This is a genomic window from Acinetobacter sp. BIGb0196 (assembly GCF_011759595.1).
Classification (GTDB): domain Bacteria; phylum Pseudomonadota; class Gammaproteobacteria; order Pseudomonadales; family Moraxellaceae; genus Acinetobacter; species Acinetobacter guillouiae.
The window spans coordinates 1,525,985-1,552,275 of sequence record NZ_JAAOZA010000002.1 but is presented as its reverse complement, the minus strand read 5'-3'; the positions used below and the strand labels follow the sequence as shown (position 1 = coordinate 1,552,275).

Below are 26,291 nucleotides of genomic sequence, written 5' to 3'. Positions count from 1 at the left end.
ATCTTGAGAAAGTTAGCTTGCATCGGTATGCGCCACTAAGGATTTAACAAAAATTGCCACAGCCGCAGCGGTTGCAGGAATCATCAATAAGCTTAAAATTGCGGTAAATGACCAATCATTGCCCAGCAAAACAGCACCAATCCAAGCCCCAAACACTGCGCCAAAACGACCGATCCCTGTCATCCATGCCACACCTGTTGCACGACATTGAGTTGGGTAAAAACGGGCACTTAACGCTGGCATTGCAGATTGCGCACCATTGATTGCAACCCCTGCACATAACACCAAAATGGCCAATAATGTTGGGTTGCTGAGGCTTTGACCTACGGCAACAGCAAACAAGCCTGCGATAAAATAAAATGCTGAGATAATGCGGTTTGGGTTAAAACGATCCATTGCCCAACCAATAAATAACGCACTCAACACACCACCAAACTGGAACAGACCGCCAATAAATGCCGCGCGTTCCATGGTTGCGCCGGTTTCACGCATCAAGGTTGGTAACCAACTGGTCAGTAGATAAATCACCACCAAGCCCATAAAGTAGGTTGACCATAACAACACTGTGCCTTTGGCAAATTTTTGGGAAAACAACATGCCAAATACATTTTTCTTTTGTGCCACAGCAGACTGTTCTTCTGGGATATAAAAGCTGTCAGCAAGCTGTACTTTTTCAGGCGCAATATGGCTCAGGATTTTGCGAACTTTTGCAGCATCTCGACCTTTAACAATCAAGAAACGATATGACTCAGGTAACAGCACAATCACCAATACCATCAGGATCAATGGTGAAATACCACCGAGCAAAAATAAGCTGTGCCAACCAAAGGCTGGAATCAACCAACTACTGACAAAACCACCTGTGGCCATACCCAAGTTATAACCACAAAACATACAGGTCACGAGCAGTGAACGAACACGGTTCGGGCAGTATTCTGAAAACAATGTTGTGGCGTTTGGCATTGCTGCGCCTAGACCAATACCAGTTAAAAAGCGCAGTACAACCAAACTGTCTAAGTTTGGCGCATATGCGGATGCCAAGGTAAAGCCACCAAAAATCAACATTGAAATAGTTAATACAATCTTGCGTCCAAAACGATCCGCAGTAGGTCCTGAAACCAATGCACCAATGATCATTCCACCCAGTGCTGCACTCATCACAGGTCCAAGTTGAGAGCGATCAATCCCCCAATCTTGCGCCAAAGCAGGTGCAATAAAGCCCATCGCAGCCGTATCAATTCCATCAACAAATACAATGAGAAAACAAATAATTGCAATCATCCATTGATACTTGCTGATCGGTGCATCATTAATGAGTGCCTGAGCATCCATACTATTTTTTGGGGCAGCAAATTCCTGTGCCATAGTTGCCTCCTTGTAGGCGAATTCCTTTCTAACCCTAGACGGTTATATGTTCTGAATAAACTTGGACAATGCCTGATTGAACACTTGTGGTTGTTCAATATTGGACAAATGAGAAGCTGCCAAGATTTCAAGTTGACTGGTTGGAATGGATTGATGCATAAATTCTGCATCCTGAACCGTTGTTACAGGGTCATATTGACCTGCGATAATTAAAGTCGGGATTTGAATTTGATTGAGCTGATCTCGAACATCGGCATCCGCCAATGCTCGACACGCATTGGCATAGCCTTGTGTAGGCGTCACAGCTAAACTTTGAATGGTTTTTTGAGCAAGCACATCATGTGCATAATCAAAATGCTCACTAAACCAACGTGTATGTGTGGTTTTGACAATTTCAGCCAGTCCGTGTTGCTCAACGCTATCAGCACGGGTAGTCCATGCTTCAGCTGTTCCAATTTTGGCGGCTGAGTTTGCAACAGTGATGCTATAAAAGCGTTCAGGGTATTCAATTGCCAGTGTGAGTGCAGTAATACCACCCATTGAAATTCCACAAAAATGTGCTTTTTCAATATGCCATGTATCTAAGATATCAATCACATCGTCTGCAAAGTTTTGCAGTGTACTGTTGGCGATCACATCACTCGCACCATGCCCACGGGTATCATAAGTGATGATCTGATAGTGTTGCGCCAAAGCATCTACTTGTGCTTGCCACATGCCATGATCCGTTCCGAGTGAGTTAGAAAACATGATCACTGGTGCATCTTTTACACCTTGGATTTGAACCGCAAGTTGCTGTCCTTGACGATTGTTAATTTTCATACTGATTTTCATCATTTAGACACTCCTTGTGCTGCTTGTAGTACGGCATCAATTTGTGCCTGAATATTGCCCAAGTAAGCGGCTGGTTTGAAAATCTCATCTAATGCCTGTGCACTTAGATGGACATTCACCTCAGTCATTGCTGACAATACTGTTTTTAAATGCTGCTGTTGCGCGATGGCTTGTTGACAAGCTTGCTCAACCAAATGATGCGCATTTAAGCGTCCAATTTTGGGTGCCAGTGCCATCATTGCCGCTTCTGCCATGATCAAGCCCTGAGTACACTCAAGGTTACGTTGCATGGCTTGTGCATCGACTTGCATATGTTCAAGCACATCCGTAGTGCGTTCTAAAGCACCTGCGCATAACTGGAAAATTTCAGGAATCACTAACCATTCTGCATGCCAAGTGCCTAAAGCACGTTCATGTTCTTGCAGCATATTTTGGTAGACACTTGCCATTAATGCAGGAACACGGTTGGCTGCTGCAAGTACGCAAGCGGCTGCAACTGGATTACGTTTATGTGGCATGGTGGATGAGCCACCACGACCTTTTGCAGTGGGTTCAAAGACTTCAGCAATTTCAGTTTGCATCAGCAAAGACCAGTCTTTTGCCATCTTGCCAACATTACCGACGATCAGGGCAAGTACACTGGCAATTTCAACGATACGGTCACGCTCACCGTGCCATGTACACTCAGGTGAGGTTAAATTCAACGCCGCTGCATAGGCTTTAACCACAGCTGAACCTTGATCTTGTAATGATGCCAATGAACCTACAGCTCCACCGAGTTGAGCAGTAAGCACGCGGCTTTTCATCTCGTTTAGACGATCAAGATCACGTTTAAATGCTGCAGCCCAACGTGCAAACTTATGCCCTAAGGTGATCGGTAAAGCTTGCTGCAACCAAGTGCGACCAATCATGACTTGGGCACGATACTGTTGTGCTTGCTCTAATGAAACTTGATAAGCCTGTTGTAATTGTTTTTCGATCAACCCTAATGCATCACGGCATTGCAGAATCGTCGCTGTATCAATAATATCTTGGCTGGTTGCGCCCCAATGCACATAACGCGCTGTGTCTTCATCGTGTTGTTTTACAATCGCAGTAAATTGCTTTACCAAAGGAATCGCAATATTTCCCGCAAGTGCCGTCGCGGTTGCCAATGCTTCAAAATCAATTTTTGCTAGGGCCTGTTGTCCAACTTGTTCAATGATGCTGGCAGCGGATGGTGGAATCACACCCACTTGTGCCTGTGCTTTTGCCAAAGCCACTTCTGCTTGGATCATATAACCCAATAAGGCATGATCGCTAAAAATTGCTGTGACATCAGGCTGATAAAATAAGCTGGCGTATAACTGGCTCATCAGATACCTCACTCAACACGTTGAATAATTAATGCAATACCTTGCCCTACCCCAATACACATTGAACATAAGGCATATTCACCTTTGATCTGTTCAAGTTGATTTAAGGCAGTGGTCACCAGTCTGGCACCTGATGCACCCAAAGGATGACCTAAGGCAATCGCCCCACCATTAGGATTGACACGTGCATCATCATCTGCCAAACCTAAATCACGGGTTACCGCCAAAGCTTGGGCAGCAAAGGCTTCATTCAGTTCAATCACATCCATTTGCGCTAAACTAAGATCAGCTTGTTTAAGCAGTTTCTTGATCGCAGGCGCTGGTGCAAAGCCCATAATTCTTGGTTCAACACCTACCGTGGTTGCTGCAATAATTTTGCCACGTGGTTTTAATTGGTATTTTTCTACAGCTTCATCTGAAGCAATCAATAACGCTGCTGCACCATCATTAATCCCAGAGGCATTTCCCGCCGTGACCGTGCCATCAGCTTTTACCACACCTTTGAGTTTTGTCAGTGCGGCTAAAGTGGTTGATGCACGTGGATGTTCATCGGTATCCACAAGCAAAGCATCACCTTTACGCTGTGGAATAGTGACAGGCACAATCTCATTTTTGAAAAAGCCTTGAGCTTGTGCTGCCGCAGTACGTTGTTGGCTGTTTAGCGCAAACTGATCTTGATCCGCACGGTTAATATCGAATTGCTCTGCCACGTTTTCAGCGGTTTGTGGCATGCTGTCCACACCATACAATTCTTTGAGTTTTGGATTGATAAAGCGCCAGCCCATGGTGGTGTCTTCAATCTTTTGACTACGTCCAAAAGCACTGTCCGACTTACCCATCACATAGGGCGCACGGCTCATGCTTTCTACGCCACCGGCAATGATTAAATCTGCTTCATTGGCTTTGATGGCGCGAGCTGCCATGGCAATTGCATCCAGTGACGATCCACATAGACGGTTCACAGTGGTTGCTGGCACTTGATAGGGCACACCCGCCAATAATGCTGACATACGCCCAACATTACGATTGTCTTCACCAGCCTGATTGGCACAGCCATAAATCACATCATCAACTTGCTGCCAATCTACCGTTGGATTACGCTGTATCAATGCTTGAATTGGAATTGCACCGAGGTCATCTGCGCGTACTGGCGCAAGACCACCGGCATAACGACCAAATGGGGTACGGATGGCATCTATGATGTAAGCGTTTTTCATGTTGTTTATATCCTTAAATAATCTCCCTTGCGCTGCTACAGCAGCAGCTCACCTCTTTGTAAAAGAAGAAGTTCCCCTCTTTCATAAAGAGGGGTTAGGGGAGATTTAATCATTCCGTTAGGAGAAATTTAATCATTCCGCAAGGGAGGGATTTATTATCCCAGTGTCGCATCAATCAACTGAGCACCCGTCAAAGCCTGTAATTCTTCAAAGCTCAGACCTGCAACTTTTTCAAGCACTTTTAAGCCATCAGTAGTCACATCAATCACGCATAGGTCGGTATAGATACGATCAACACAATGCTTACCTGTCACAGGATAGCTCAGTTCTTCAACAATTTTAGGTTCACCTTGCTTAGTCACATGATCTGTGGTGATAAAGACTTTCTTGGCCCCTACAGCCAAATCCATTGCACCACCCACCGCAGGAATCGCATCTGGCGCACCGGTATGCCAATTGGCAAGGTCGCCATTGGCTGCCACTTGGAATGCACCCAATACAGCAATATCCAGATGTCCACCACGCATCATGGCAAAGGAATCACCATGATGGAAAAACGAGCCACCCGTTAGCATGGTCACATATTCTTTGCCTGCATTAATCAGCTCAGGATCTTCTTCACCTTTGGCAGGTGGAGGACCAAAAGCCAATAAACCATTTTCAGAATGCAGGAATACATCTTTGTCTGTTGGCAGATATTTTGAAATCTTGGTCGGTAAACCAATACCTAAATTGACATAAGCCCCATCAGGAATATCTTGGGCAACACGTTCAGCAATTTGGTCACGGCTTAGTTTTTGGTAGCTCATTGTTATTCTCCATTACCATTGGCTGCATCAACTGCAACCACATGCTGAACAAAAATTCCTGGGGTAATAATGTGTTCAGGATCGAGTTGACCTAATTCAACCACCTCTGAAACCTGCGCAATGGTGACATCTGCAGCCATCGCCATGATTGGACCAAAGTTACGTGCTGATTTGTTATAAACCAAGTTGCCCCAACGGTCGCCTTGATGTGCTTTAATCAGTGCGAAGTCTGCTTTAATCGGATATTCAAGCACGTAGTCTTTGCCATCGATATGACGAGTTTCTTTGCCGTCTGCCAATAAGGTGCCAAAGCCTGTTGGGGTAAACACTGCACCTAAACCCATTCCAGCAGCTTGAATACGACACGCGAGATTACCTTGTGGAACCAGTTCCAGTTCGATCTTGCCCGCATGGTAGAGTTCATCAAATACCCAAGAGTCCGACTGACGTGGGAAAGAACAAATGATTTTACGGACTGCACCTGATTTAAGCAGTTTAGCCAGACCATAATCGCCATTGCCTGCATTGTTATTGACAATCACCAGATCTTTAACGCCAAGTTCAATCAGCCCATCGATCAGCTCTGCGGGCTGTCCTGCTGTTCCAAAGCCACCAATCATAATGGTTGCACCATCTTTGATGTGGGACAGAACCTCGGTCAATGAGGTGGCGTTTTTATCAATCATCTGACTACTTCCTGTACTATGAATCACTCATTTGTTTCATCCTAGAAACCGATGAAACATAAGTTGAGTGTTTTGTTCGGATTTCTTATCTTTATTCTTGATAAATTTTATATTTACTTCTAGGCTTAAAGACAGAATTTGTTCGATCATCATTTTTTATGTTCGATGATCGAACATTATCCCACTAAAACAGTCTGATTTTGATTGAGTATAATTTTAATGCAATTGGCTTTAAAATAAGGAGCTGCGTTATGGATGATGAACACAACAAAACCACCCGATTAATCCATCATGCTGAAAATAAAAAGATCATTCGCCATGAAGATTTTATTGCAGGGATTGCAAAAGGTTTGGCAATTTTGGAATGTTTTGGGCCTGAACGACACCGCTTGAATATCAGCACTGCGGCTGAAAAAACCGGAATGACCCGTGCAGCAGCGCGTCGCCAGTTACTCACATTAGAATACTTAGGCTATTTAGACTTTGACGGACATTACTATTATTTAACCCCGAAAATCCTTAAATTCTCTGGTGCTTATTTAGATGGTTCCCCTTTACCTAAAATTTGCCAACCCTTATTAAATTTATTGACCAATCAAACCTCACTGATTTATTCCGTCATGGTGCTAGATGGTTATGAAGCGATTACCATTGCACGTAGTGCTGCACACCAACAAACAGACCGTGTTAACCCGTATGGCTTGCATTTAGGTAATCGCCTGCCAGCACATGCAACCTCTGCGGGGAAAATTTTGTTGGCGCATTTAAATGTCGAAGAACAGAAGCAATGGCTTACCCAGTATCCATTAAAGCGTCTTACTAAATATACCTATACAGACAGTGAAGCCTTTATAGAATTACTGCATGAGATTAAAGAACAGGACTGGTGTTATTCCTGTGAAGAACATGAATTGGGGGTGCATGCTGTAGCCGTTCCAATTTATGACTCGAATGCGGTTGTTGTTGCCGCACTCAATATTGTCTCTCCTACCATACGTACAACCAAAGATTATTTAATTACGCATATTTTACCGTTACTGCAAGAAACAGCGCGGGATTTACGCCAAGTGATTTAATGGCTATTGAGATAACAAATTCGAAGGAGTTTCAGTGACGCTTCCCTGATCCATCTATAACGGCCGTGCATTTTAATAGGTCAATTCATCGGCATCAATGCAACTTGAAAATATCATAAATACTTATGGGTTTAATTGTTTTGATTTTTCATACGCTCTGCTAATACTTCTTTGAGTGCGTGAGTTCCATTTATGGCTGATGGGAAACCTGAATAGATGGTCATCAAAAGCATGATTTCTTTTATTTCAGTTTCGGTCAGTCCTATGTTTAGACCCGCATTAATATGAAATTTCAGTTGTGGTTGCGCTGTCCCCAACGCAGTTAATGCAGAAATCGTGGCGATTTGTCTGTATTTTTTGCTTAAACTATCTCTTGAAAAAATATCAGCATAACCATATTCAAGCGTGAATTTTACCAATTCAGGTGAAAAAGTATTATAAGCAGCTTTTAATCGTTCAACTTGAAGACTGTCCAAGTTAGATAATTCTTGTTCACCTAATTTTAATCGATTGGTTGGCTTGGCTTTGCTTGCTGTTTTTCCGATTTCATCGTTAATGCCGTGTTTTTCTCTTTCTAGCAAAACTTCTTTTAAAGCATTCATTGCATTGATGCTACTTGGAAAACCTGAATAAACAGACATTTGTAAAATCACTTCTTTGACTTCGTTAATCGAACTCCCAGTATTTAATGCCCCGTTTATATGAACTTTTAACTGTGGTTGCGCATTTCCCATGGCTGTCAATGCGGACACAACCGCAATTTCTTTGGATTTCAAGTCAAGCCCATCTCTTGAATAGACATCGCCGAAAGCATATTCGATGATATATGTTCCTAAATCAGGCGAAATATCTTTTAGGCTATTAATAACTTTTTCGCCTGCTTCTCCATCAATTTCTTTGAGTTTATCCCAACCTCGTTTATATCTGTTTGGCTGTATTTCATCTTCAGTAGGCTTTGCAAAACTATTGGTTTTTTGATTGCTCACACGCTCTACTCCTAAAATTTGACCACCTGATTTAGTCCCATCAAGATAAAATTTTGCTGACTCAGCCAAGAGCCCATCAATAACAGCTTGATCTACGGCTACTTTAGAATCGATAGGATGAACAGCATCTACAGCCTGCGCAGATACCATTGCTCCAAAATATAAAAAAGATAAAACAAAGGTGAATCGTTTGAATAACATCATTTTTTCCTCTTTTTAATATGGTTTAAAATAATGAAGCGATAGTCCCTCTGAGAATAAAATGATTGCTCATCATCGTTTTTGTATGGATCTATTGTTGTTCTTGCCCAATATCGACCAAATCACCAAATATTGGACAATTTCATTCAAAGTTAAATGTGGATAAGCTGTTGTCGTTACATCATTGTTATAATCAGCCGAGCTTGGATAGTATCACATGCATCAATGTAATATTTATAATTACTACTCAATAGTCTAATCTATGTTTATAAAATATGGATATTATTTTTGATTTACTTCATGTAATCACATGCTTTTAATGAAAAATATATAATTTCTTTTATCCAAATCCAAGTTTAATAATTTTTTATTATGTAGAATAATTAAAAATTTAATCACACTAGACAGTGTTCATAATGACAAAAGTGATTTATGGCTGAAAGTGTTTTCAATGTCGAAATAACAAATTCGAGGGAGTTTCAAGGATGCTTCCCTGATCCATATACATTACCTGTGTATAGAGTACTAAGGTGAATGGAATAGTTTCAGCACCTAGATTTTGAGTGTGAATTAGTCACTGCAAGGCTTGATCAACTGAGATCAAGCCTTTGTCTACCCCTCAATCATAAACGATCACAACCTGATTTATTGATAGCCTCCAACATGTGGAATGTTTTTTTGCACATCAAACAGATGGACCAAGGCTGGTAGAATCGCAATCAATGACTCTTTAGCGCCTTGGCGACTGCCCGGCAAAGTAATCACCAAACTCGTGTCAATATAGCCTGCAATGCCTCGACTAAGTGCCGCATAAGGGGTACGTCTCTGACCAAAACTACGCGAAGCTTCCATTAAGCCGGGGATTTCGCGTTGGAGTAAAGGTTGAATGGTCTCCACCGTTAAGTCTTTTGGGCCTAGTCCTGTTCCACCAACCGTCAAAATCAGCGGATAATGATTTTTTTGTTGTTCAATTAACGCCAACAACTGTTCTGGAGAGTCAGCAATCACTTGATAGTTCACTTGACTAAAATTGGCTTGTTCAAGAATTTCTAAAACATTTTGCCCTGCTGTATCAGGTTTTTTTCCTGAAGCAACGGTATCTGATAAAACAATCACTGATGCAGATAAAGTCTGTTTGAGCGTTCGGGTAAAATGCGATTTACCGCCTTTTTTCAGTTGTAATTTACATTGGTCAAGGCATAAGTCTTCAGGTTCGCAGTGTGGTTTAAGCATATCATATAGAGTTAAGCCTGCTAAACTGACTGCGGTAAGCGCTTCCATTTCTACGCCCGTAGGAGCAATGGTTTCAACCGTTGCAATAATTTCAACATGTTGTTCATGTAATTCATATTCGACATCTGCACGATATATCGGTAAAGGGTGACACAAAGGAATCAGTTCATCTGTGCGTTTTGCTGCCAAGATTCCAGCAATACGTGCCGTTTTTAGTGCATCACCCTTTTCAGTATTTCCTGTGCGTAACAGTTCTATGCAATGTGCAGGCGCATATAAAATTCCTGTTGCTACTGCTGTCCGATAGCTATCTGCTTTCATCCCTACATTTTTCATTGCCTGTTCCTGATATGGCGGTATTTTTTACATGACAAAACATACTTTGTGAAGAACACACTTTGTGAAGTTTGCTCGATAAGTTTTTACATATGCCATTGATAAATTGTCTGTTCACACTGTTTGCTTAACAACACTTGCTGTTCAGCTTCATGATTCTTTTGTTGACTACTGTATTCTGAATGCGTGTGCCCTAAATGTGTAGATTTGGAATGATGTGCAAAAGAATGATTGTGCTCAGAATGTCGATGCGCTGATTGCTGCGCTTGAGAATGATGATGCTGAGGTTGATTGTGCTGAGATAAATGGTCATCAGAAGCGCCATGTTCATGTTCACAGTCATGGTGGTGAAATGAATCCTTTTGTACTGAATGATCTTGTTCCACATCATCTTTTCGAATACAGCAACCCGCAACATACTGGCTACTGCCATCCAGATAAAATTCTTCTTTCCATACGGGAACCTCATGTTTTACCCGTTCTACTGCTTCTTCACAGGCTGCAAATGCTTCACGGCGATGCGCTGCATAAGCAATCGCAATAATGGCTTTTTCACCGATGTTTAAAGCACCAATACGATGAATAACCCGTACATAAGCCACTGCAAATTTTTGTTGAATCTCTTGCTCAATTTGGCGAATCATTTTTTCTGAAACAGGCGCATAGGCGGTATATTTCAGTGCTTTGACCGCTTTGCCTTCATGATGATTACGTACTGTTCCAATAAAGATGCCAATGCCACCGCATTCAGGAAAGTCTTGAATCGGGTCAAAACTGTCTTGAGTTAAGGCTGTATCCTGAATTCTGTTGAATTGTTTAAGCGTCTGTTCAAATGTATGCATATCAACCTCCCGCAACAGGTGACAGTAAAACCACAGTACTGTCCGCTGTTAATAAGGTCTGACGTGGGATAATCTCTTCGCCTATTGCACATGCACAACGCTCAAGCATGTTTCCTGCATGTGGATAAGCGCGTACCACATAATCCAAAACATCCGAAATCCTCATTTCAGACTCACATTGCAGAGTTAAATCAGTCGGCAGTAAACGTTCAATTGCACCAAAGCATTCAATTTTTACGGTCATGTGCTGCTGGATATCTTTGAATTGATTGGCAATGTTTGCCGAGTCTGGTGTATTTGGAATAGTAAATTGATCTGACATATTAACCTCCAATCATATACATACTGATTTTTCGAGATGATGAATGTTTTGATTTTGGCTGTTGATAAATCTCATCAAAGCCTTGTTTTTTCTGCCAAATATAATCAGACAAAGTATCTTGTAATTGCCTATGCTGTGGCGAATCTAATGTTATTGGCGAATATACAGCTGCATTTGGTGAACTGGTTTGCGCTAATCGGAGAGGCTCTAAAACAGGTGAATCTTGATTCAGTGCCTTAATTTGTGCTTTTAGGCTGATCCCCTTTGGCGCAAATAGACAATTATAAAAATCACCTTGTGCGGTTAAACGCACACGGTCACATGTGCCACAAAATGAATTGGTAATGGTCGAAATGATGCCAATCGGATAACCATCAATAAAATACTGCCGTGCAGGCTCGGAAGACTGTCCTTGCTGTAAAGTGACAACAAAGTCCTGCTGTAATTGAGCTAAAATTTCTTGCTCACTGACAATATTAGTTTGCGACCAAAGACCAGCACCATCCAAAGGCATAAATTCAATAAATCGCACGGTAAAATGGTGTTGAATCGACCAGTGTGCTAAGGGCAAAATCTGATCATCATTGATGCCTTTGATCAATACAGCATTGATCTTGATCTTAAAGCCTGCTTGTTGTGCTGCGACAATGCCCTCTAACACGGGATGTAGTTCTTTTTGAGTCAGTGCCTTAAATTGTGCTGGATCTAGACTATCCAGACTGATATTCAAGTCATCTAAACCCGCTTGTTTTAACTGGCTTGCGTATTGTTTAAGATAGTGTGCATTGCTGGTCATTGAAATACGTTTGAGCCCCAGCTTTCTTAATTTTTGTAGCTCATCAATAAAGTGCACCACACCTTGACGCATTAACGGCTCACCACCAGTGATCCGAATCTGTTCAATGCCATGTCGCACCATAAACTCACAAAACACATAAAGTTCTTCAAAACTGAGTAAATCGTGTTTTTTCATCCATTCAGGATGTTCGGGCATACAATAGACACACTTAAAATTACAGCGATCTGTCACTGAAATTCGGAGTTTACGCTTGCTACGACCATATTGATCGACAAAAGCCGTTCCCACTTCGTATTGTGTCATTGCATTCATTTACACATCCCAAGCACGATTTAAATTCAAGATTGTTTAAAACTTAAAATCTGCGCTATTTTATTGTTCTTGAAATTGCAAAAAGTGTTCCAACTTTGATCATTCACCAATGTGTTTAAGCTAAAACCTGCTCGAATTCTCTCAAAAATAGAGATTTGCAAAAAACGAGTCCAAACCAAGCCAATCAATGTAAAAACTTGAGCTGTTGATATTGCTGTAATTCGTCCAAAGAATTGATGCTGTGAAAAAACAGTGCATGATTTTCAAATAACGCTTCCTGAGCGTGCAAATCAGAAAAACATGCCTTTAAACTGCGTTGTCCTTGTTCAAGATGAGTGCAGATTTGATTTAAAGCACTGCGCTTTAACAAGCAAAATGGATATAAGGCTTTGCCATTGATATTGACATAAGCCACTTGTGCCAAAGGATGACCCACTAAAGCCATATGTAAGCTTTCAATAACATCAGGTGGAATAAATGTCACATCACAGGGCACAAAAAGTACATAGTCAGATGTCACATAAGACCAGGCACTTTTTATTCCCATCAACGGGCCATAAAAGCCTTTTTCATCATCCTGATAGCAATACAAACTGGGAATAAGTTTTTGATAAATTGAATAATCACGGTGGCTATTGACCCACACCTGCGCGACTCGATTTTTTAGTTGTTGATGAATCTTAATCAATTGGATTTGATCATCAAATTTCTGTAACAGTTTATTGATTCCATTCATACGCCTTGCCTGACCGCCCGCAAGAATGACTAGATCAGTTTGTGGATATTGCTTGGCTTTCTTGGGTTTTATAATTCTTTTCATTGTGTAAGCTCCGCTTGACAGGCTTTAATCAATCCGCGAATTTCAGGTAGACATGAACCACAATTACCGCCTGCTTTTAGACATGCAGTCACTTGTTTTTCATGATTAATATTGTTTTCTTTAATAGTTTGAATAATTCGATTTTTGCCCACCTTAAAGCAACTACATACCAATGGCCCTTCACTATTGCCCATCGACATGGCTTGTCCAGCAAGTAAGGCTTTACGATGTATCGCACTTAAACGATCACGTTTAAATAAACTGGCAACCCAATCACGATCAGGCAACAAGGCTTTGGGTGCGATATATAAACTTGCAATAAGGCGACCTTCTTTTAACACCACACTATGGCTGATGTGTGCAGTTTGATCTTCCAAGTTCAACCACTCAAAACTTTCATCCTCAAAGGGTAAAAGTTGTTTGAGATGTTGGGTAGTTTGGGTAAAACGACGACGATCCGCCAATTCATAGCGTACTGCTTTGGCGGTCTGAATTTTTGTCCACCACACCGTATTTTCGATGCTATTTTTAACAATGTGTTCATACCCTTCACGGACATAAAATACCCCTTGCCACTGGGTATAAAATGGCTGAATCAGCACAGGGGTATGTTTGAATTCTGGCTCGCCTGAAATTGCATCTACCACTGGATTGACCACTTTGCCAATACGGGCATCCGAAGCAAATTGATCATTCCAATGAATCGGGGCGAAAATTTGTCCACGGCGGATATTGTCACTGAGTACAGTACGCAAGACACAATTGCCCCAAGCCGATTTGATTTCGACCAATTCGCCTTCTTTCAAGCCATATTTCAATGCATCACTGGGATGAATTTCACAAAAGGGTTCAGCTTTATGGGTGCTTAAATTGGCAGATAGACCTGTGCGGGTCATGGTATGCCACTGATCTCGAATCCGTCCTGTATTGAGAATTAAAGGATATTCAGTATTGCTTTGATGGACTGGATCTATCGCCATCGTGGCAATAAATTTAGCTTTGCCATCTGCATGGCTAAACTGCCCCTGTGAAAACAATTGTGCGAATGCATGCTCAGCCTGATTGCGCATGATCACAGGCCATTGAATGGGCGCCAATTGATCATATTCATCCAATGAAAGATCAGTTAAACCTTGTAAATTGAAGTAACGAAAGCTTTGTGCATTTGATCGCGCATTAATCTCTGCATTTTGATAGGCAGATAACAATGCATGTTCTTTAAAAATCTCGTGGCTATTTGCAAAATCAAAGCCAGTAAATCCAAGCTTTTTAGCCACTTGTGCCACAGCCCACCAATCCGCTTTGGCCTGCTCAGGTGGGTCTAAAAAAGCACGTTGTCGTGAAATACGGCGTTCTGAATTGGTGACCGTACCATCCTTTTCGCCCCACCCCAATGCAGGTAAGAGCAGATCGGCAAACTGAGTGGTGTCGGTATCTTTGCAAATATCAGAGACCACAACAAACTCACAACTGTTTAAAGCACGTTTGACCTGATCGGCATTGGGGAGGCTGACCACCGGATTGGTCGCCATAATCCAAATGGCTTTAATCTTGCCACTTTCCACTGCTTCAAATAGATCAACGGCTTTTAATCCAACGTGTTTGGCAATGCTTGGACTGTTCCAAAAACTTTGCACAAGCTGTTGATGTTGTTGATTGTCTAAGTCCATGTGTGCTGCCAGCATATTGGCAAGACCACCCACTTCACGCCCACCCATTGCATTAGGTTGTCCTGTCATTGAGAACGGTGCTGCGCCCAACTTTCCAATTTTACCCGTCAACAAATGACAATTAATGATGCTATTGGCTTTGTCCACACCACGTGAAGACTGGTTTACCCCCATTGAAAATAGGGTCATGACTTTTTCAGTTTGGGCAAACTTTTCAAAAAAGAGCTGGAGTTTTTCTAGCGAAATTCCTGTTTTCACTGCAACATCTTGGATATCTGTTTCAGCTTGCGAACTTTTTAGTGCCGTATCTAGCCCTTGGGTATGAGCCTCAACAAATGCGCTATCGGCATAACCCTGTTGATGTAAATATTGTAATAACCCATTAAACAAGCAAACATCTTGACCAATCAAAATAGGCAAATGCAAATCAGCTGCTTCACATGTGGCAGTAAAGCGTGGATCTATCACCACCACAAATAAATCACTTTGCTTTTGTTGTCTTAATTCTTTGGCTTTCATGATGCGTTGATACATCACGGGATGACACCATGCTGTATTTGAACCGACCAAAATCACCATATCAGTATGTTCAAAATCATCATAACTTGCAGGTACTAGATCCTCACCAAAAGCACGCTTATGTGCGGCAACCGCCGAAGACATACACAATCTTGAATTGGTATCGATATTGGCTGTGCCCAAATAGCCTTTAACGAATTTATTTACCACATAATAGTCTTCCGTCAACAACTGACCCGAAACATAAAATGCGACACTGTCACGACCATATTGCTCGATATAGTGTTGGAATTTATTGGCAATTAAATCTGTTGCGCTATCCCAATCTGTGATTTGCTGATGGGGATGACGCCCAAGCATCGGATGTAAAACACGTGTGCCCAACCCCAGCGTATCGGCTAAATTACTGCCTTTAATACACAGTTTCCCGTAATTCGAGGGATGATTGACATCGCCAACCACAGACACTTTTTGTCCTAGCGTGGTGTCTTGCACTGTTGCTGTGACACCACAGCCTACACCACAGTAAGGACAAGTGGTTTGTGTGCTTATGATCTTATGTTCTGTGGAGCTAGGCAGTTCCATTACAGGGATACTATTCATTGCTGCTGTGCTCCTCAATGCTATACATTCACTTGAATATGGCTTTCATTTTTAATCGCCCCCTCCTGTTAAGATGAAGGGGGTTAAGCGATATAAATCAGCCTGCTTTTTTTAATGCAAAATCCCGACCAAATAACAATTTATTGCGAATCGAAGAAATTGGGGTTTGATCAGCAATCAATTCAGCGTACCAAGTGCCATCCTCTGTATCACCAAACAGTACCGCACCAACGACTTTATCCTTTTGAATAATAATACGTTTGTAGATTTGACGTTTTTCATCATTCAGAATAATGTCTTCGAAATCTTCTAGAGGTTGACTGTTTTCTAAATCAATGCGGCCTGCTGAAAAAACATCACAACCACTGACTTTTAACTGGGTTGGAACAGTCGGTGCTTTAAAGGTCAAACTGCCGTGTTCGGCCAAATGTGATGCACAAATAAAGGCTTGACCCCATAAAGGTTCTACCAAACCAAAAGTTTGGTTACGATGCTCAATACATTCACCCACTGCATAAATACTTGGATCATAGGTTTGCATGGTGTCATTGACCAACACACCGCGATTACAGCGTAAACCCGCACTTTGTGCCAAAGCCATATTTGGGCGAATACCCACGGCAAAAACCACCAGATCTGCATCTAAAAGCGTGCCATCTTTTAACCGAACCTGGGTGACATGACCATTTTCACCGAGTAATTCTTCTGTATTGGCTTCTGTGATGATCGGAATGCCCTTTTGCTCAATTGCTGTTTTCAACATTTGACTGGCTTTAGCATCAAGTTGGCGATCCATAATGCGATCCATCAAATGCAAAACCGTCACATTCATACCACGTTGCTTTAAACCATATGCGGCTTCTAGCCCCAATAGACCACCACCAATCACCACGGCATTGTTTTTAGATTTGCAGTAGTCGAGCATATTATTGACATCATAAATATCACGAAAGCTCAACACGCCATCCAAATCTGAGCCTTTGACTGGTGGAATAAATGGTTTTGAACCCGTTGCTAAAATCAAACGGTCATAGCTCACCACCACACCTTTTTCGGTATAGACTTGCTTACGGGGACGGTCAATACGTACCGCAGCATCACCCGCAATAAAGCGAATATTTTTATCGGCATACCATGAATGGGGATGTAGCATAATGTCGTCAATGGTTTTATCCCCTGATAAGACAGGCGACAGCATAATCCGGTTATAGTTACCCCAAGGCTCCTCACCAATCACCGTCACGTCGTAACGATCAGGTGCCATATCAAGCAAATCTTCCAAGCAACGCATCCCTGCCAATCCGTTCCCCACCAGAACTAAATTGATTTTTTCCTGAGCCGTACCATTATTGGTGATATAAGTTTTTTGTGGGGTTGGACTGACCCAAACCCGACCATTTTCAATTTTGCTTGGAAAAACCAATAATTTTTGATCTTTGTCTTCTAAACAACGGCCTGTAGCTAAACTAAAATGTTGCTTATAAATCGGTGATGCAACTACACGTTCACCTTGTAAATCACCAATAATTCCACGTGACATGACAAAGGCTTTACTAAATGGGTCTTGGTTGCTCAGCGCATATACACGCTTTTCACTGCCTACCCGAAAAATAGCCACTTGTTGTTGTCCTAGTAATGCGCCTACACCTGTATTGGGCGTAATGTCTTGCAATGCACAAATATCGAGCCAATCGAGTTCATTCATATCTTTTAAAATGGTCATTGTATTTATCCTTTTAACAACGTTGATCAGATCTTCCACGAGACTTGTTTTTAAACTGTGGAATAAGGCCAATAAAGCAAGTGTTCATATGCTTATGCTTCAACTGCAGGAATACGGCTCTGATCACGTTCTGATTCAGTTTTTGGGCGAATTTGCCCACGGACTTTGGCAAACTGAATATGTGGATCTTGCTGTTGCTCAGCTTTGGCATTAATAAAGGTCACAAAACGTTTACGTACTTCAGGATCTTCCACCGCAGTGCGCCATTCGTCTTGATAAGTGCCTACCACATGGCTCATTCGACGTTCAAGTTCAGCAGCAACCCCTAAGGAATCATGCACAACAACATCTTTAAGATAATCCAAACCACCTTCCATATTGTCACGCCATACTGAAGTCCGTTGTAAACGATCCGCTGTTTGGATATAGAACATAAAAAAGCGGTCGATATATTGAATTAAAGTTTGCGTATCTAGGTCAGAAGCTAAAAGTTCTGCATGGCGAGGTTTCATTCCCCCATTGCCACAAACATATAAGTTCCAGCCTTTTTCAGTGGCTATCACCCCAACATCTTTGCTTTGTGCTTCGGCACACTCACGGGTACAGCCCGAAACTGCCATTTTTAATTTATGTGGGGAACGCAAACCTTTGTAGCGATTTTCAAGGAAGATGGCTAAACCGACCGAGTCATCGACACCATAACGACACCATGTGCTCCCAACACAAGATTTAACGGTACGTAATGACTTGCCATAGGCATGACCAGACTCAAAACCAGCATTGATCAGCTTTTCCCAAATTTCTGGCAATTGATGGACTTGTGCTCCAAATAAGTCTACCCGTTGCCCACCGGTTAGCTTGGTATATAAACCATATTCTTTGGCAATTTGACCGACTGCAATCAAACCATCTGGCGTCACTTCACCGCCTGCCATACGTGGTACAACAGAATAAGAACCATCTTTTTGAATATTGCCTAGATAGTAGTCATTACTGTCTTGCAACCCAGCATGATTTGAGGTGAGAACAAAGTCATTCCAGCAAGATGCCAAGATATTGGCCACTGTAGGTTTGCAAATATCACAACCTAAACCATGCCCATGTTGTTGAATCAAATCATCAAAGCTTTTAATTTCATTGACCCGTACCAAGTGATACAACTCTTGGCGTGAGTAAGCAAAGTGTTCACAAAGATGATTATTGACCGTTACCCCTTGGCGTTGTAATTCAGATTTTAAAACTTGGGTCACTAAGGGTGCACATCCACCACATGCGGTTGCGGCTTTGGTACATTTTTTTAACGCACCTAATGAGGTCGAACCCTCTGCAATTGCACTACAAATATCTGCTTTAGAAACGTTATTACATGAACAAATCGTGGCACTGTCTGGCAATAAATCTACACCACTACCTCCCGTTTTTGCTGAAGATTGTGCATAGCCCGGCATGATTAAACTTTCTGGATTTTCAGGTACAGCCAATCCATTGAGCATCATTTGCAATAAGTCGTTATATTCTTTGGCGCAACCGACCAGTACCGCACCTAGTAATTGGGTTTTCTCTGCATTGACCACGATCTTTTTATAGACCATTGCATCTTCATCGGCATAGAAATAGCTCAATGCATTTGCAGTCATGGCATGCGCATCGCCTACCGATGCCACATCGACACCCATCAGTTTTAGCTTGGTGCTCATGTCTGCGCCAACAAATGTAGGGCAACTTTGTTGCATCACATGTTTTGCCGCAATCCGTGCCATGTCATAACCGGGCGCCACTAAACCATAAATTTTATTGTTCCATAAGGCACATTCACCAATTGCATAAATGTCTGCATCTGAGGTTTGGCAGTAATCGTTGATCACGATACCACCACGCTCACCTAAAGCTAAACCACTTTGGCGCGCCAATTCATCACGTGGGCGAATCCCTGCTGAAAATAGAATAATATCTGTTTCAAGTTCTGAACCATCTGCAAACTTCATCACATGGGTGCTATTCACACCCTCTTCTATAGATGAAGTGGCCTTTTGGGTATGGACTTTCACGCCTAAATTTTCAATTTTGGCGCGTAAAACTTTTCCGCCCAAATCATCAATTTGTACTGCCATTAATCGGGGTGCAAATTCAACAACATGGGTTTCCAAGTCTAAATCACGAAGCGCTTTGGCAGCTTCCAAACCCAACAAACCACCGCCAATGACCACACCCGATTTTGCCGATAAACTCGCTGCCCGAATCGCATCCAAGTCATCAATGGTACGGTAAACAAAACAGTTGTTACGGTCGTGACCTGAAATTGGTGGAACAAAAGCATAGGAACCCGTCGCAAGCACCAATTTGTCATAGCTAATCACATCGCCATGATTGGTGGTAATGCATTTATTGCAGGTATCTATATCAGTGGCTTTGGTGTTTAAGCGCAGGTCGATACCATAAGCATCGGCAAAGTCAGCACGACAGAGGGTTAAATCTTTTGCAGACTTCCCTGTAAAATATTCAGTCAAATGTACACGGTCATAAGCTAAACGGGGTTCTTCTGCCAAAATCGTGATTTCAACTTCATCACCTGCATGTTCCAGCACAGATTCAATAAATTTGTGCCCAACCATTCCATGACCAATCATCACTAATTTCATATCGATTCTCCTCGATTGTTTTTGCTCTTGTTATTCAATTAAGTCGCACTGTTTTGTTTAAGACTTACAGCATTTTGTTCCATTCTATTTCGCTCAAGTACCGCAGCTTCAAATAACTTTTGCTCTTTCTCTTTATGTTCAACCGAAAAACGGATCATCAATACACAACTTGCAGCAATCACCACCAGACCACCTAAAACCATCAGCGTCGTTTGAATATCCAACATGCCTTTTAATAAGAAACCAGCAGCAACAGCACCGACATTACCGCCTGCACCGATAATGCCAGCCACACCACCCAAAGCATCGCGATCAATAAATGGAACCAGTGCATAGGTCGCACCGCAAGCCATATGGGTAAATAAAGCAAATACTGTCATGACCAAAATCGCCAGAATTGCGGTATTCATTTGAGAAAAGACAATCAGAAATACGCCTTCTAACAGGATCATGGCAAACAATACTTTAGTACGACCATCGAGACCTTTTTTAGTCGCCACCTTGTCTGAAACAATACCGCCAAGTGCACGGGCAAACAGTGCCAGTAAACCAAAAATCCCTGCGGCCATACCCGCTTCTTTTAAACCAAATTTGAAATGATCCACGTAGTACATTGCGACAATGTTGTGAATAAAAATTTCGATACCAAAACAAGCAGCATAAGCACCAAATAGAATCCAGACACGGTAGTTTTTTGCAGCATGTATTAAAATCGCCATACCACCTTTTTTATCACTGCCTACATGCAGACCTTGTGCACGAAGTTCTTTAAAATCACCTTGTGGGCAATCTTGAGTAAACTTCCAATACATTGCACCGACGATTAACATCATCACACCAGGTACAATCAGCGCAATTCTCCATCCCATGGCTTGTTCAACACCAAACATCACCAGTGCAGCAAGCATCAATGGCATCAAGGCTTGAGTTGCTCCACCACCCGCATTGCCCCAACCTGCGGTGGTTGCATTTGCAGTTCCCACCACATTTGGCGCAAACATAATACTGGTGTGATATTGCGTGATGACAAAGCTGGCACCAATTGCACCAATCAATAGACGGAAAAATAGAAAGGATTCATAACTATTGGCAGATGCCACACCAAATACAGGGATACTGCCGATAATCAGTAATGCGGTATAGGTTTTACGAGGACCGTATTTATCGCATAAGGGACCGACAATCAGACGTACTAAAATCGTGATGGCAACCGCGGCAATATTGATATTGGCAATTTGATCTTTAGTCAGATGGAATTCACCTGCAATAACAGGCATTAACGGCGCACAGGCAAACCATGCAAAGAAACAGACAAAAAAGGCGAGCCAACTCATATGGAAGGCTCGCATTGCTGCGCTGCTAAAATTGAAAAGATGAATTTTTGTCGCTTTTTTCGCATCTAAATTTGAAGACATAGCTTCGATCTCCTGAACTGAACGCATATAAGTTGCTGTTATGCACGAGGCATATCAGTAACGATCAGAACGGACGTCGTTGGCCGTCTTACAAATTTTGAAAGTCTTCTTTGACTTGGATTAAACCAATGCATAGTTCATGCCAGTTTTATATTTTGGCTATATATTTTTTTATTTTGCTTGAATACTCAGTACTTATGATTTAATGGTCGTGCATAAATAGCGCAATCAACCATCATGTTTTCTGTCTGTGTGGATAAAATGTAAATCATAAAACTGCATGTTTAGGAGGCAAATTGCGTCAATAAAGTGCATCACTTTTCTTTAACATCCTGCGACTATGATTTTAAACAGCAAATTTAATCCGAGATATTGGCATCTAAATTGCTTATATGCTGAAAGTTCATGTCAGGACAGATCTGAGTAGCGACATGCCAAAATTAAGAATTGCCCTGATCGATGATGATATAGAGCGGGCATCTTTTATCAAATCATCTTTGATCGAACATGGTTTCGAGGTGGTCGCATGCCTGATGATTGACCATTTAAACAGTACAGATCTTCAACACTTACATGCCGATGTGATTTTGCTGGATATGGACCATCCACATCGAGATATTATTGAAAGCTGCGTAAGTCAGTTTGATTTGCCCACTGTGCTTTTCACTAAAAACTCGCAAAAAGACACCATCAAAAGTGCCATTGAAGCAGGTGTAACTGCCTATATTATCGATGGTATTGATCCTGAAAAACTGGAAAGTATTTTAGAAATTTCGATTGAGCAATTTAAAAAACATAAAAAACTCTTGAAAGATCTCAATGAAACCAAATGCAAACTAGCAGACCGAAAAGATATTGAAAAAGCCAAAGTGATGCTGATGCAGATGCATCAAATTGAAGAAGAACAAGCCTTCAGTTTGTTACGAAAAAATGCCATGAGTCACCGTATCACCATGGGGGAAATGGCAAGAAAGTTAATCGATGCTCAAGCCTTGCTACAAGCTAATTTCAAGGAATAAACAATGAACACACTTGAAACCACAGACATTCAATTAGGCTATATTCCTTTGCTGGATTGCACTGCAATACTTTGGGCACAACATCAAGGCTATTTTACCGAGCAAGGCCTCAATGTTACGTTGGTGAAAGAGCCTTCTTGGGCCAGTTTACGTGACCGTTTAGCTTTTGGTATTTTAGATGCCGCACATTGTCTTTCTGCCATGCTTCCTGCTGCTGCGACAGGCAATGATCAACTGGGTATTCCCTTACAAACCTCATTGGTGTTGAGTACCAATCGTGCATTTATCAGCTTGAGCCAAAAATTGTGTTATGAATTAAAAATTCACATACAAGATAGCGCTCAAGAGTCAGCAGCAAAAGTGGTTCAAGCCTTAAAACAAGGCGATAAAATACAACTGGCCCATGTGTTTAAACAGTCCATCCACCATTATTGTTTAAGAGAATGGTTGGCTTTGGCAGATCAAGAGCTAGCCAAAAAATATCAACCATCCACACTGCCCCCTTCCTATATGGTGGATGCGATTTCATCACAACTCATTGATGGATTCTGCGTCGGTGAACCTTGGAATATCCAAGCGCAGATTGAAGGTTATAGTTATGTGATTGCCGAGAGTAAACAGATTATTCCTGAAGTCGCGGATAAAGTTTTGGCGACCACCCATGAATGGGCTAACAAGCATCCGAATACCTTAAATGCATTGCAGACAGCAATTCAGCAAGCACAGCATGATTTAAGCACCTTGCAATCACTACAACCGATATGGCACATGTTAGAAGACAGCGAGATTATCCGCTTTAACTGTTCACATTTGGTGCATACCTATGCGTTTCATAAAATACAAAATATTATTCGCTCTTTTGGTACACAAGACCGACCTAAACCAGATGATTTTGAATGGATTATTCAACAAATGTGTAAATGGGATAACTTAGAACTCGATACTGCACAAATCAAAAATATTTCGACACAATGCACAGGACATTTAATTGAATAGGCTAATGAAATTTTTAATCGTTAAATATTATTTTTTTTAATAGATTCAAAAGTATGAGCCAATATCCATATCTTATTCTAAAAGATTACTAGACATTGGCACATGTTTACAGCTTAGAATTTAACGATATCGCCTTTTAAAGCCACACTCGCAAGTGCTGTACCTTTATAACATTGATATGTGGTGGTGTTTTTTGATTCATTTGCTTTGAAATAGCTCACAATATTGGTCACTGCATTAGCACCTTTATCTTTTGCTGCGCTTTGCAATTGGATTAATGCTGAACGTAATACATGATCACAAGCCTTTTCCGCAGACTTTCCAAAACCATTGGTTTTTTTATTGCTAACAACCGCTTTTTCTAAAACTTGACCGCCAGATTTAGTTCCAGCAAGATAAAATTTTACGGATCCATCTAAAAATCCATCAGCCACAGCTCGATCTACAGCTTCTTTAAAATTGAGATTATGGACAGTGTCCGCAGCTTGTGCAGAGACGATTCCAGCAAAGCATAAAGTTGAAACAACAACCAAGTGTTTAAATGACATCGTTTTTTTCCTCTTTTAAGTATGTTTTAAAATAATGGAGGTGTTGATCCCTCCGAATGCAAAATTATTGGTCATGATGGTTTTTGCATTCATCTCTCGTGGCTCTCGCACGATATAATCCAAATCACCACATAATGGGTCAATTTCATCCAAATTTAAAGTATGGATAAACTGTTGGCGTTGCAGCATTTCTATACTCAGCCAAGCTTCGATTGCACCACATGCACCAAGAGTATGTCCAAAATAACTTTTTAATGAGCTGATTGGTTTTTTACCAAATATACGTGCAGTGGCTTGAGTTTCTGCAACATCGCCTTGATCTGTCGAAGTCCCATGTGCGTTAATATAATCAATCTCTTGCGCAGAAATTGCGGCATCTTTAAGTGCCATGCGCATACATCTTTCCATCATTTCTGAATTTGGACGAGTGACATGCTCACCATCAGTATTGCTGGCATAACCGATGACTTCTGCATAGATCGTTGCACCACGTGCCAGTGCATGTTCATATTCTTCTAGCACTAAACAGCCAGCACCTTCACCAATCACCAAACCATCACGATTTTTATCAAATGGACGTGGTGTTTTTTCAGGTGTATCGTTCATCCCACTGGTGGCTAACAACACATCAAATACTGCTGAACCTGTCGCGCTGAGTTCCTCAGCACCACCCGCAAGCATCAGCTTTTGTTTACCTAATTTAATCGCCTCAAATGCCTGTCCGATGGCCATTGAACCTGAAGTACAGGCACTTGATGTGGGTAAGGTTAAACCTTTTAAACCAAAATAAACCGTCATATTCACAGCGCTGGTATGTGACATCATTCGGATATACGTAGTCGCATTTAACTGACCCATGTCGTTGTCTATGAGCATTTTCCCAAACTCTTTGACTGCATCGACACTCCCCGCAGAGGAGCCAAAAGCAACCCCAGCATCACCACTTTTCAAAATAGGATGATCGATCAAGCCTGCATCTGCCAATGCTTTTTCAGCACAAATCACCGACATCAATGCAACTCGTCCCATCCCTCGCGTCACTTTACGATTAAAATGTTTAGGAACCTCAAAATGCGCTACTGGGCCTGCAATTTTGCAACGCAGATCGGTATAAATATCCCAATCAGGCATCGCACGAATGCCATTTTTTGACGCTTGGAATTGGGCAAAAATTTCATCTGCCGTTTCACCCAGTGAGGTGATTCCCGACATTCCCGTCACAACAACACGTTTCATTAAATCAGTCCCCCATTCACCGAAATCACTTGCCGAGTAATATAGCTTGCGTGATCAGAACAGAGAAAGTTCACCGTATGCGCCACTTCATCGACCTGTCCCATACGTTGTAATGGAATCATTTTTAAAGCATGTTCTTTTACTTCTTCAGTGACCATTTCCGTTTCAATTAACCCCGGAGCAACGCAATTCACGGTTATTTTTCTTTTTGCCAATTCTAAAGCCAAAGCTTTGGTCGCACCAATCAATCCCGCTTTTGCCGCACTATAATTGACTTGACCACGATTCCCCATAATGCCGGAAACAGAAGAAAGCGTGACAATACGCCCGCCTTGTTTTAGACGAATCATCGGCATCACTAAAGGTTTCAATACATTATAAAAACCATCCAAGGAGGTCGAAATTACTTCATCCCAGTCATTGTCGGTTAAAGCTGGAAATGCACCATCATGGGTTAAACCTGCATTTAGCACCACACCATAAAATGCGCCATAAAGCTCGATATCTTGTTCCAGTATCTGTCGGGTATTTTCACGTTGTGTGACATCAAAAAGTAGCGCATAACTGTTTTGCCCCAAAGCTTGGATTTCAGCGACCACTTGCTCAGCATCAGCACGTCTAGAACGTGCATGCACAACCACATCAAAACCAGATTTTGCTAAAGCTAAAGCAATTGCTTTGCCAATCCCTCGACTAGATCCCGTCACTAATATTCTTCTCGACACACTTA

General features: G+C 41.8%; 22 protein-coding genes. 3 read left to right on the top strand and 19 right to left on the bottom strand.

What is annotated here, in order from left to right; all coding sequences use genetic code 11:
• Positions 1–12: 12 nt before the first annotated feature.
• The 6 genes from FHR28_RS19960 to FHR28_RS19935 form a co-directional block, all read right to left on the bottom strand.
• Positions 13–1,365: an MFS transporter gene (locus tag FHR28_RS19960; protein ID WP_056516286.1), complete on the bottom strand. Its 1,353-nt coding sequence runs from the start codon at positions 1,363–1,365 to the stop codon at positions 13–15.
• Positions 1,366–1,407: 42 nt separating this feature from the next.
• Entirely contained in the window at positions 1,408–2,193 is a 786-nt protein-coding gene (pcaD, locus tag FHR28_RS19955; RefSeq protein ID WP_166783594.1) for a 3-oxoadipate enol-lactonase, read from the bottom strand.
• 5 nt (positions 2,194–2,198) lie between these two features.
• Positions 2,199–3,554 (bottom strand): 3-carboxy-cis,cis-muconate cycloisomerase, encoded by a 1,356-nt coding sequence (pcaB, locus tag FHR28_RS19950; RefSeq protein WP_166783379.1) that lies wholly within the window; start codon positions 3,552–3,554, stop codon positions 2,199–2,201.
• Positions 3,555–3,562: 8 nt separating this feature from the next.
• Complete coding sequence (pcaF, locus tag FHR28_RS19945) at positions 3,563–4,771, bottom strand: 3-oxoadipyl-CoA thiolase (protein WP_166783378.1); 1,209 nt, start codon at positions 4,769–4,771, stop codon at positions 3,563–3,565.
• A gap of 155 nt (positions 4,772–4,926) precedes the next feature.
• On the bottom strand, positions 4,927–5,580 hold the full coding sequence (locus FHR28_RS19940) for a 3-oxoacid CoA-transferase subunit B (protein ID WP_166783377.1): 654 nt from the start codon (positions 5,578–5,580) through the stop codon (positions 4,927–4,929).
• A 2-nt stretch (positions 5,581–5,582) separates the two neighbouring features.
• Positions 5,583–6,266, bottom strand: coding sequence for a 3-oxoacid CoA-transferase subunit A (locus tag FHR28_RS19935; RefSeq protein ID WP_151956562.1), 684 nt, complete (start codon positions 6,264–6,266; stop codon positions 5,583–5,585).
• A 251-nt stretch (positions 6,267–6,517) separates the two neighbouring features.
• Here FHR28_RS19935 and pcaU point away from each other — a divergent pair, with 251 nt between their 5' ends.
• Entirely contained in the window at positions 6,518–7,342 is an 825-nt protein-coding gene (pcaU, locus tag FHR28_RS19930) for an IclR family transcriptional regulator PcaU (protein WP_056516298.1), read from the top strand.
• A gap of 131 nt (positions 7,343–7,473) precedes the next feature.
• On the opposite strand, the gene FHR28_RS19925 is transcribed toward pcaU, so the two are convergent.
• From FHR28_RS19925 to FHR28_RS19880, 10 genes are all read right to left on the bottom strand, one after another.
• Positions 7,474–8,529, bottom strand: coding sequence for a carboxymuconolactone decarboxylase family protein (locus FHR28_RS19925; RefSeq protein ID WP_171527382.1), 1,056 nt, complete (start codon positions 8,527–8,529; stop codon positions 7,474–7,476).
• A 645-nt stretch (positions 8,530–9,174) separates the two neighbouring features.
• Positions 9,175–10,098 carry a bifunctional molybdenum cofactor biosynthesis protein MoaC/MoaB gene (gene moaCB, locus FHR28_RS19920; RefSeq protein WP_105713024.1) on the bottom strand — a complete coding sequence of 308 codons (924 nt, stop codon included), beginning with the start codon at positions 10,096–10,098 and terminating at the stop codon, positions 9,175–9,177.
• A gap of 86 nt (positions 10,099–10,184) precedes the next feature.
• Positions 10,185–10,940: a molybdenum cofactor biosynthesis protein MoaE gene (locus FHR28_RS22175; protein ID WP_151956564.1), complete on the bottom strand. Its 756-nt coding sequence runs from the start codon at positions 10,938–10,940 to the stop codon at positions 10,185–10,187.
• A gap of 1 nt (position 10,941) precedes the next feature.
• A complete protein-coding gene (locus tag FHR28_RS19910; protein WP_166783592.1) occupies positions 10,942–11,184 on the bottom strand; it encodes a MoaD/ThiS family protein in 243 nt (80 codons plus the stop codon).
• 79 nt (positions 11,185–11,263) lie between these two features.
• Positions 11,264–12,373, bottom strand: coding sequence for a GTP 3',8-cyclase MoaA (moaA, locus tag FHR28_RS19905; protein ID WP_151956565.1), 1,110 nt, complete (start codon positions 12,371–12,373; stop codon positions 11,264–11,266).
• Positions 12,374–12,557: 184 nt separating this feature from the next.
• Positions 12,558–13,193 (bottom strand): molybdenum cofactor guanylyltransferase, encoded by a 636-nt coding sequence (mobA, locus tag FHR28_RS19900; protein WP_004722161.1) that lies wholly within the window; start codon positions 13,191–13,193, stop codon positions 12,558–12,560.
• Entirely contained in the window at positions 13,190–15,985 is a 2,796-nt protein-coding gene (locus tag FHR28_RS19895; protein ID WP_166783376.1) for a nitrate reductase, read from the bottom strand. The genes mobA and FHR28_RS19895 overlap by 4 nt, the downstream gene beginning before the upstream one ends.
• 97 nt (positions 15,986–16,082) lie before the next feature.
• Complete coding sequence (gene nirD / locus FHR28_RS19890; RefSeq protein ID WP_034613957.1) at positions 16,083–17,708, bottom strand: nitrite reductase small subunit NirD; 1,626 nt, start codon at positions 17,706–17,708, stop codon at positions 16,083–16,085.
• Between the two features lie 92 nt (positions 17,709–17,800).
• Positions 17,801–20,347 carry a nitrite reductase large subunit NirB gene (nirB, locus tag FHR28_RS19885; protein ID WP_166783375.1) on the bottom strand — a complete coding sequence of 849 codons (2,547 nt, stop codon included), beginning with the start codon at positions 20,345–20,347 and terminating at the stop codon, positions 17,801–17,803.
• 38 nt (positions 20,348–20,385) lie between these two features.
• A complete protein-coding gene (locus tag FHR28_RS19880; RefSeq protein ID WP_166783374.1) occupies positions 20,386–21,762 on the bottom strand; it encodes an MFS transporter in 1,377 nt (458 codons plus the stop codon).
• A 431-nt stretch (positions 21,763–22,193) separates the two neighbouring features.
• Here FHR28_RS19880 and FHR28_RS19875 point away from each other — a divergent pair, with 431 nt between their 5' ends.
• On the top strand, positions 22,194–22,781 hold the full coding sequence (locus FHR28_RS19875) for an ANTAR domain-containing response regulator (protein WP_166783373.1): 588 nt from the start codon (positions 22,194–22,196) through the stop codon (positions 22,779–22,781).
• 3 nt (positions 22,782–22,784) lie between these two features.
• Entirely contained in the window at positions 22,785–23,777 is a 993-nt protein-coding gene (locus FHR28_RS19870) for an ABC transporter substrate-binding protein (protein WP_166783372.1), read from the top strand.
• Between the two features lie 113 nt (positions 23,778–23,890).
• On the opposite strand, the gene FHR28_RS19865 is transcribed toward FHR28_RS19870, so the two are convergent.
• From FHR28_RS19865 to FHR28_RS19855, 3 genes are read right to left on the bottom strand one after another with little or no spacing between them, the layout of a single operon-like run.
• A complete protein-coding gene (locus tag FHR28_RS19865) occupies positions 23,891–24,325 on the bottom strand; it encodes an excinuclease (RefSeq protein ID WP_056516332.1) in 435 nt (144 codons plus the stop codon).
• Positions 24,326–24,340: 15 nt separating this feature from the next.
• Complete coding sequence (locus tag FHR28_RS19860) at positions 24,341–25,561, bottom strand: beta-ketoacyl-ACP synthase (RefSeq protein WP_166783371.1); 1,221 nt, start codon at positions 25,559–25,561, stop codon at positions 24,341–24,343.
• On the bottom strand, positions 25,561–26,286 hold the full coding sequence (locus tag FHR28_RS19855; protein ID WP_004722179.1) for a 3-ketoacyl-ACP reductase FabG2: 726 nt from the start codon (positions 26,284–26,286) through the stop codon (positions 25,561–25,563). The genes FHR28_RS19860 and FHR28_RS19855 overlap by 1 nt, the downstream gene beginning before the upstream one ends.
• Positions 26,287–26,291 lie beyond the last annotated feature (5 nt).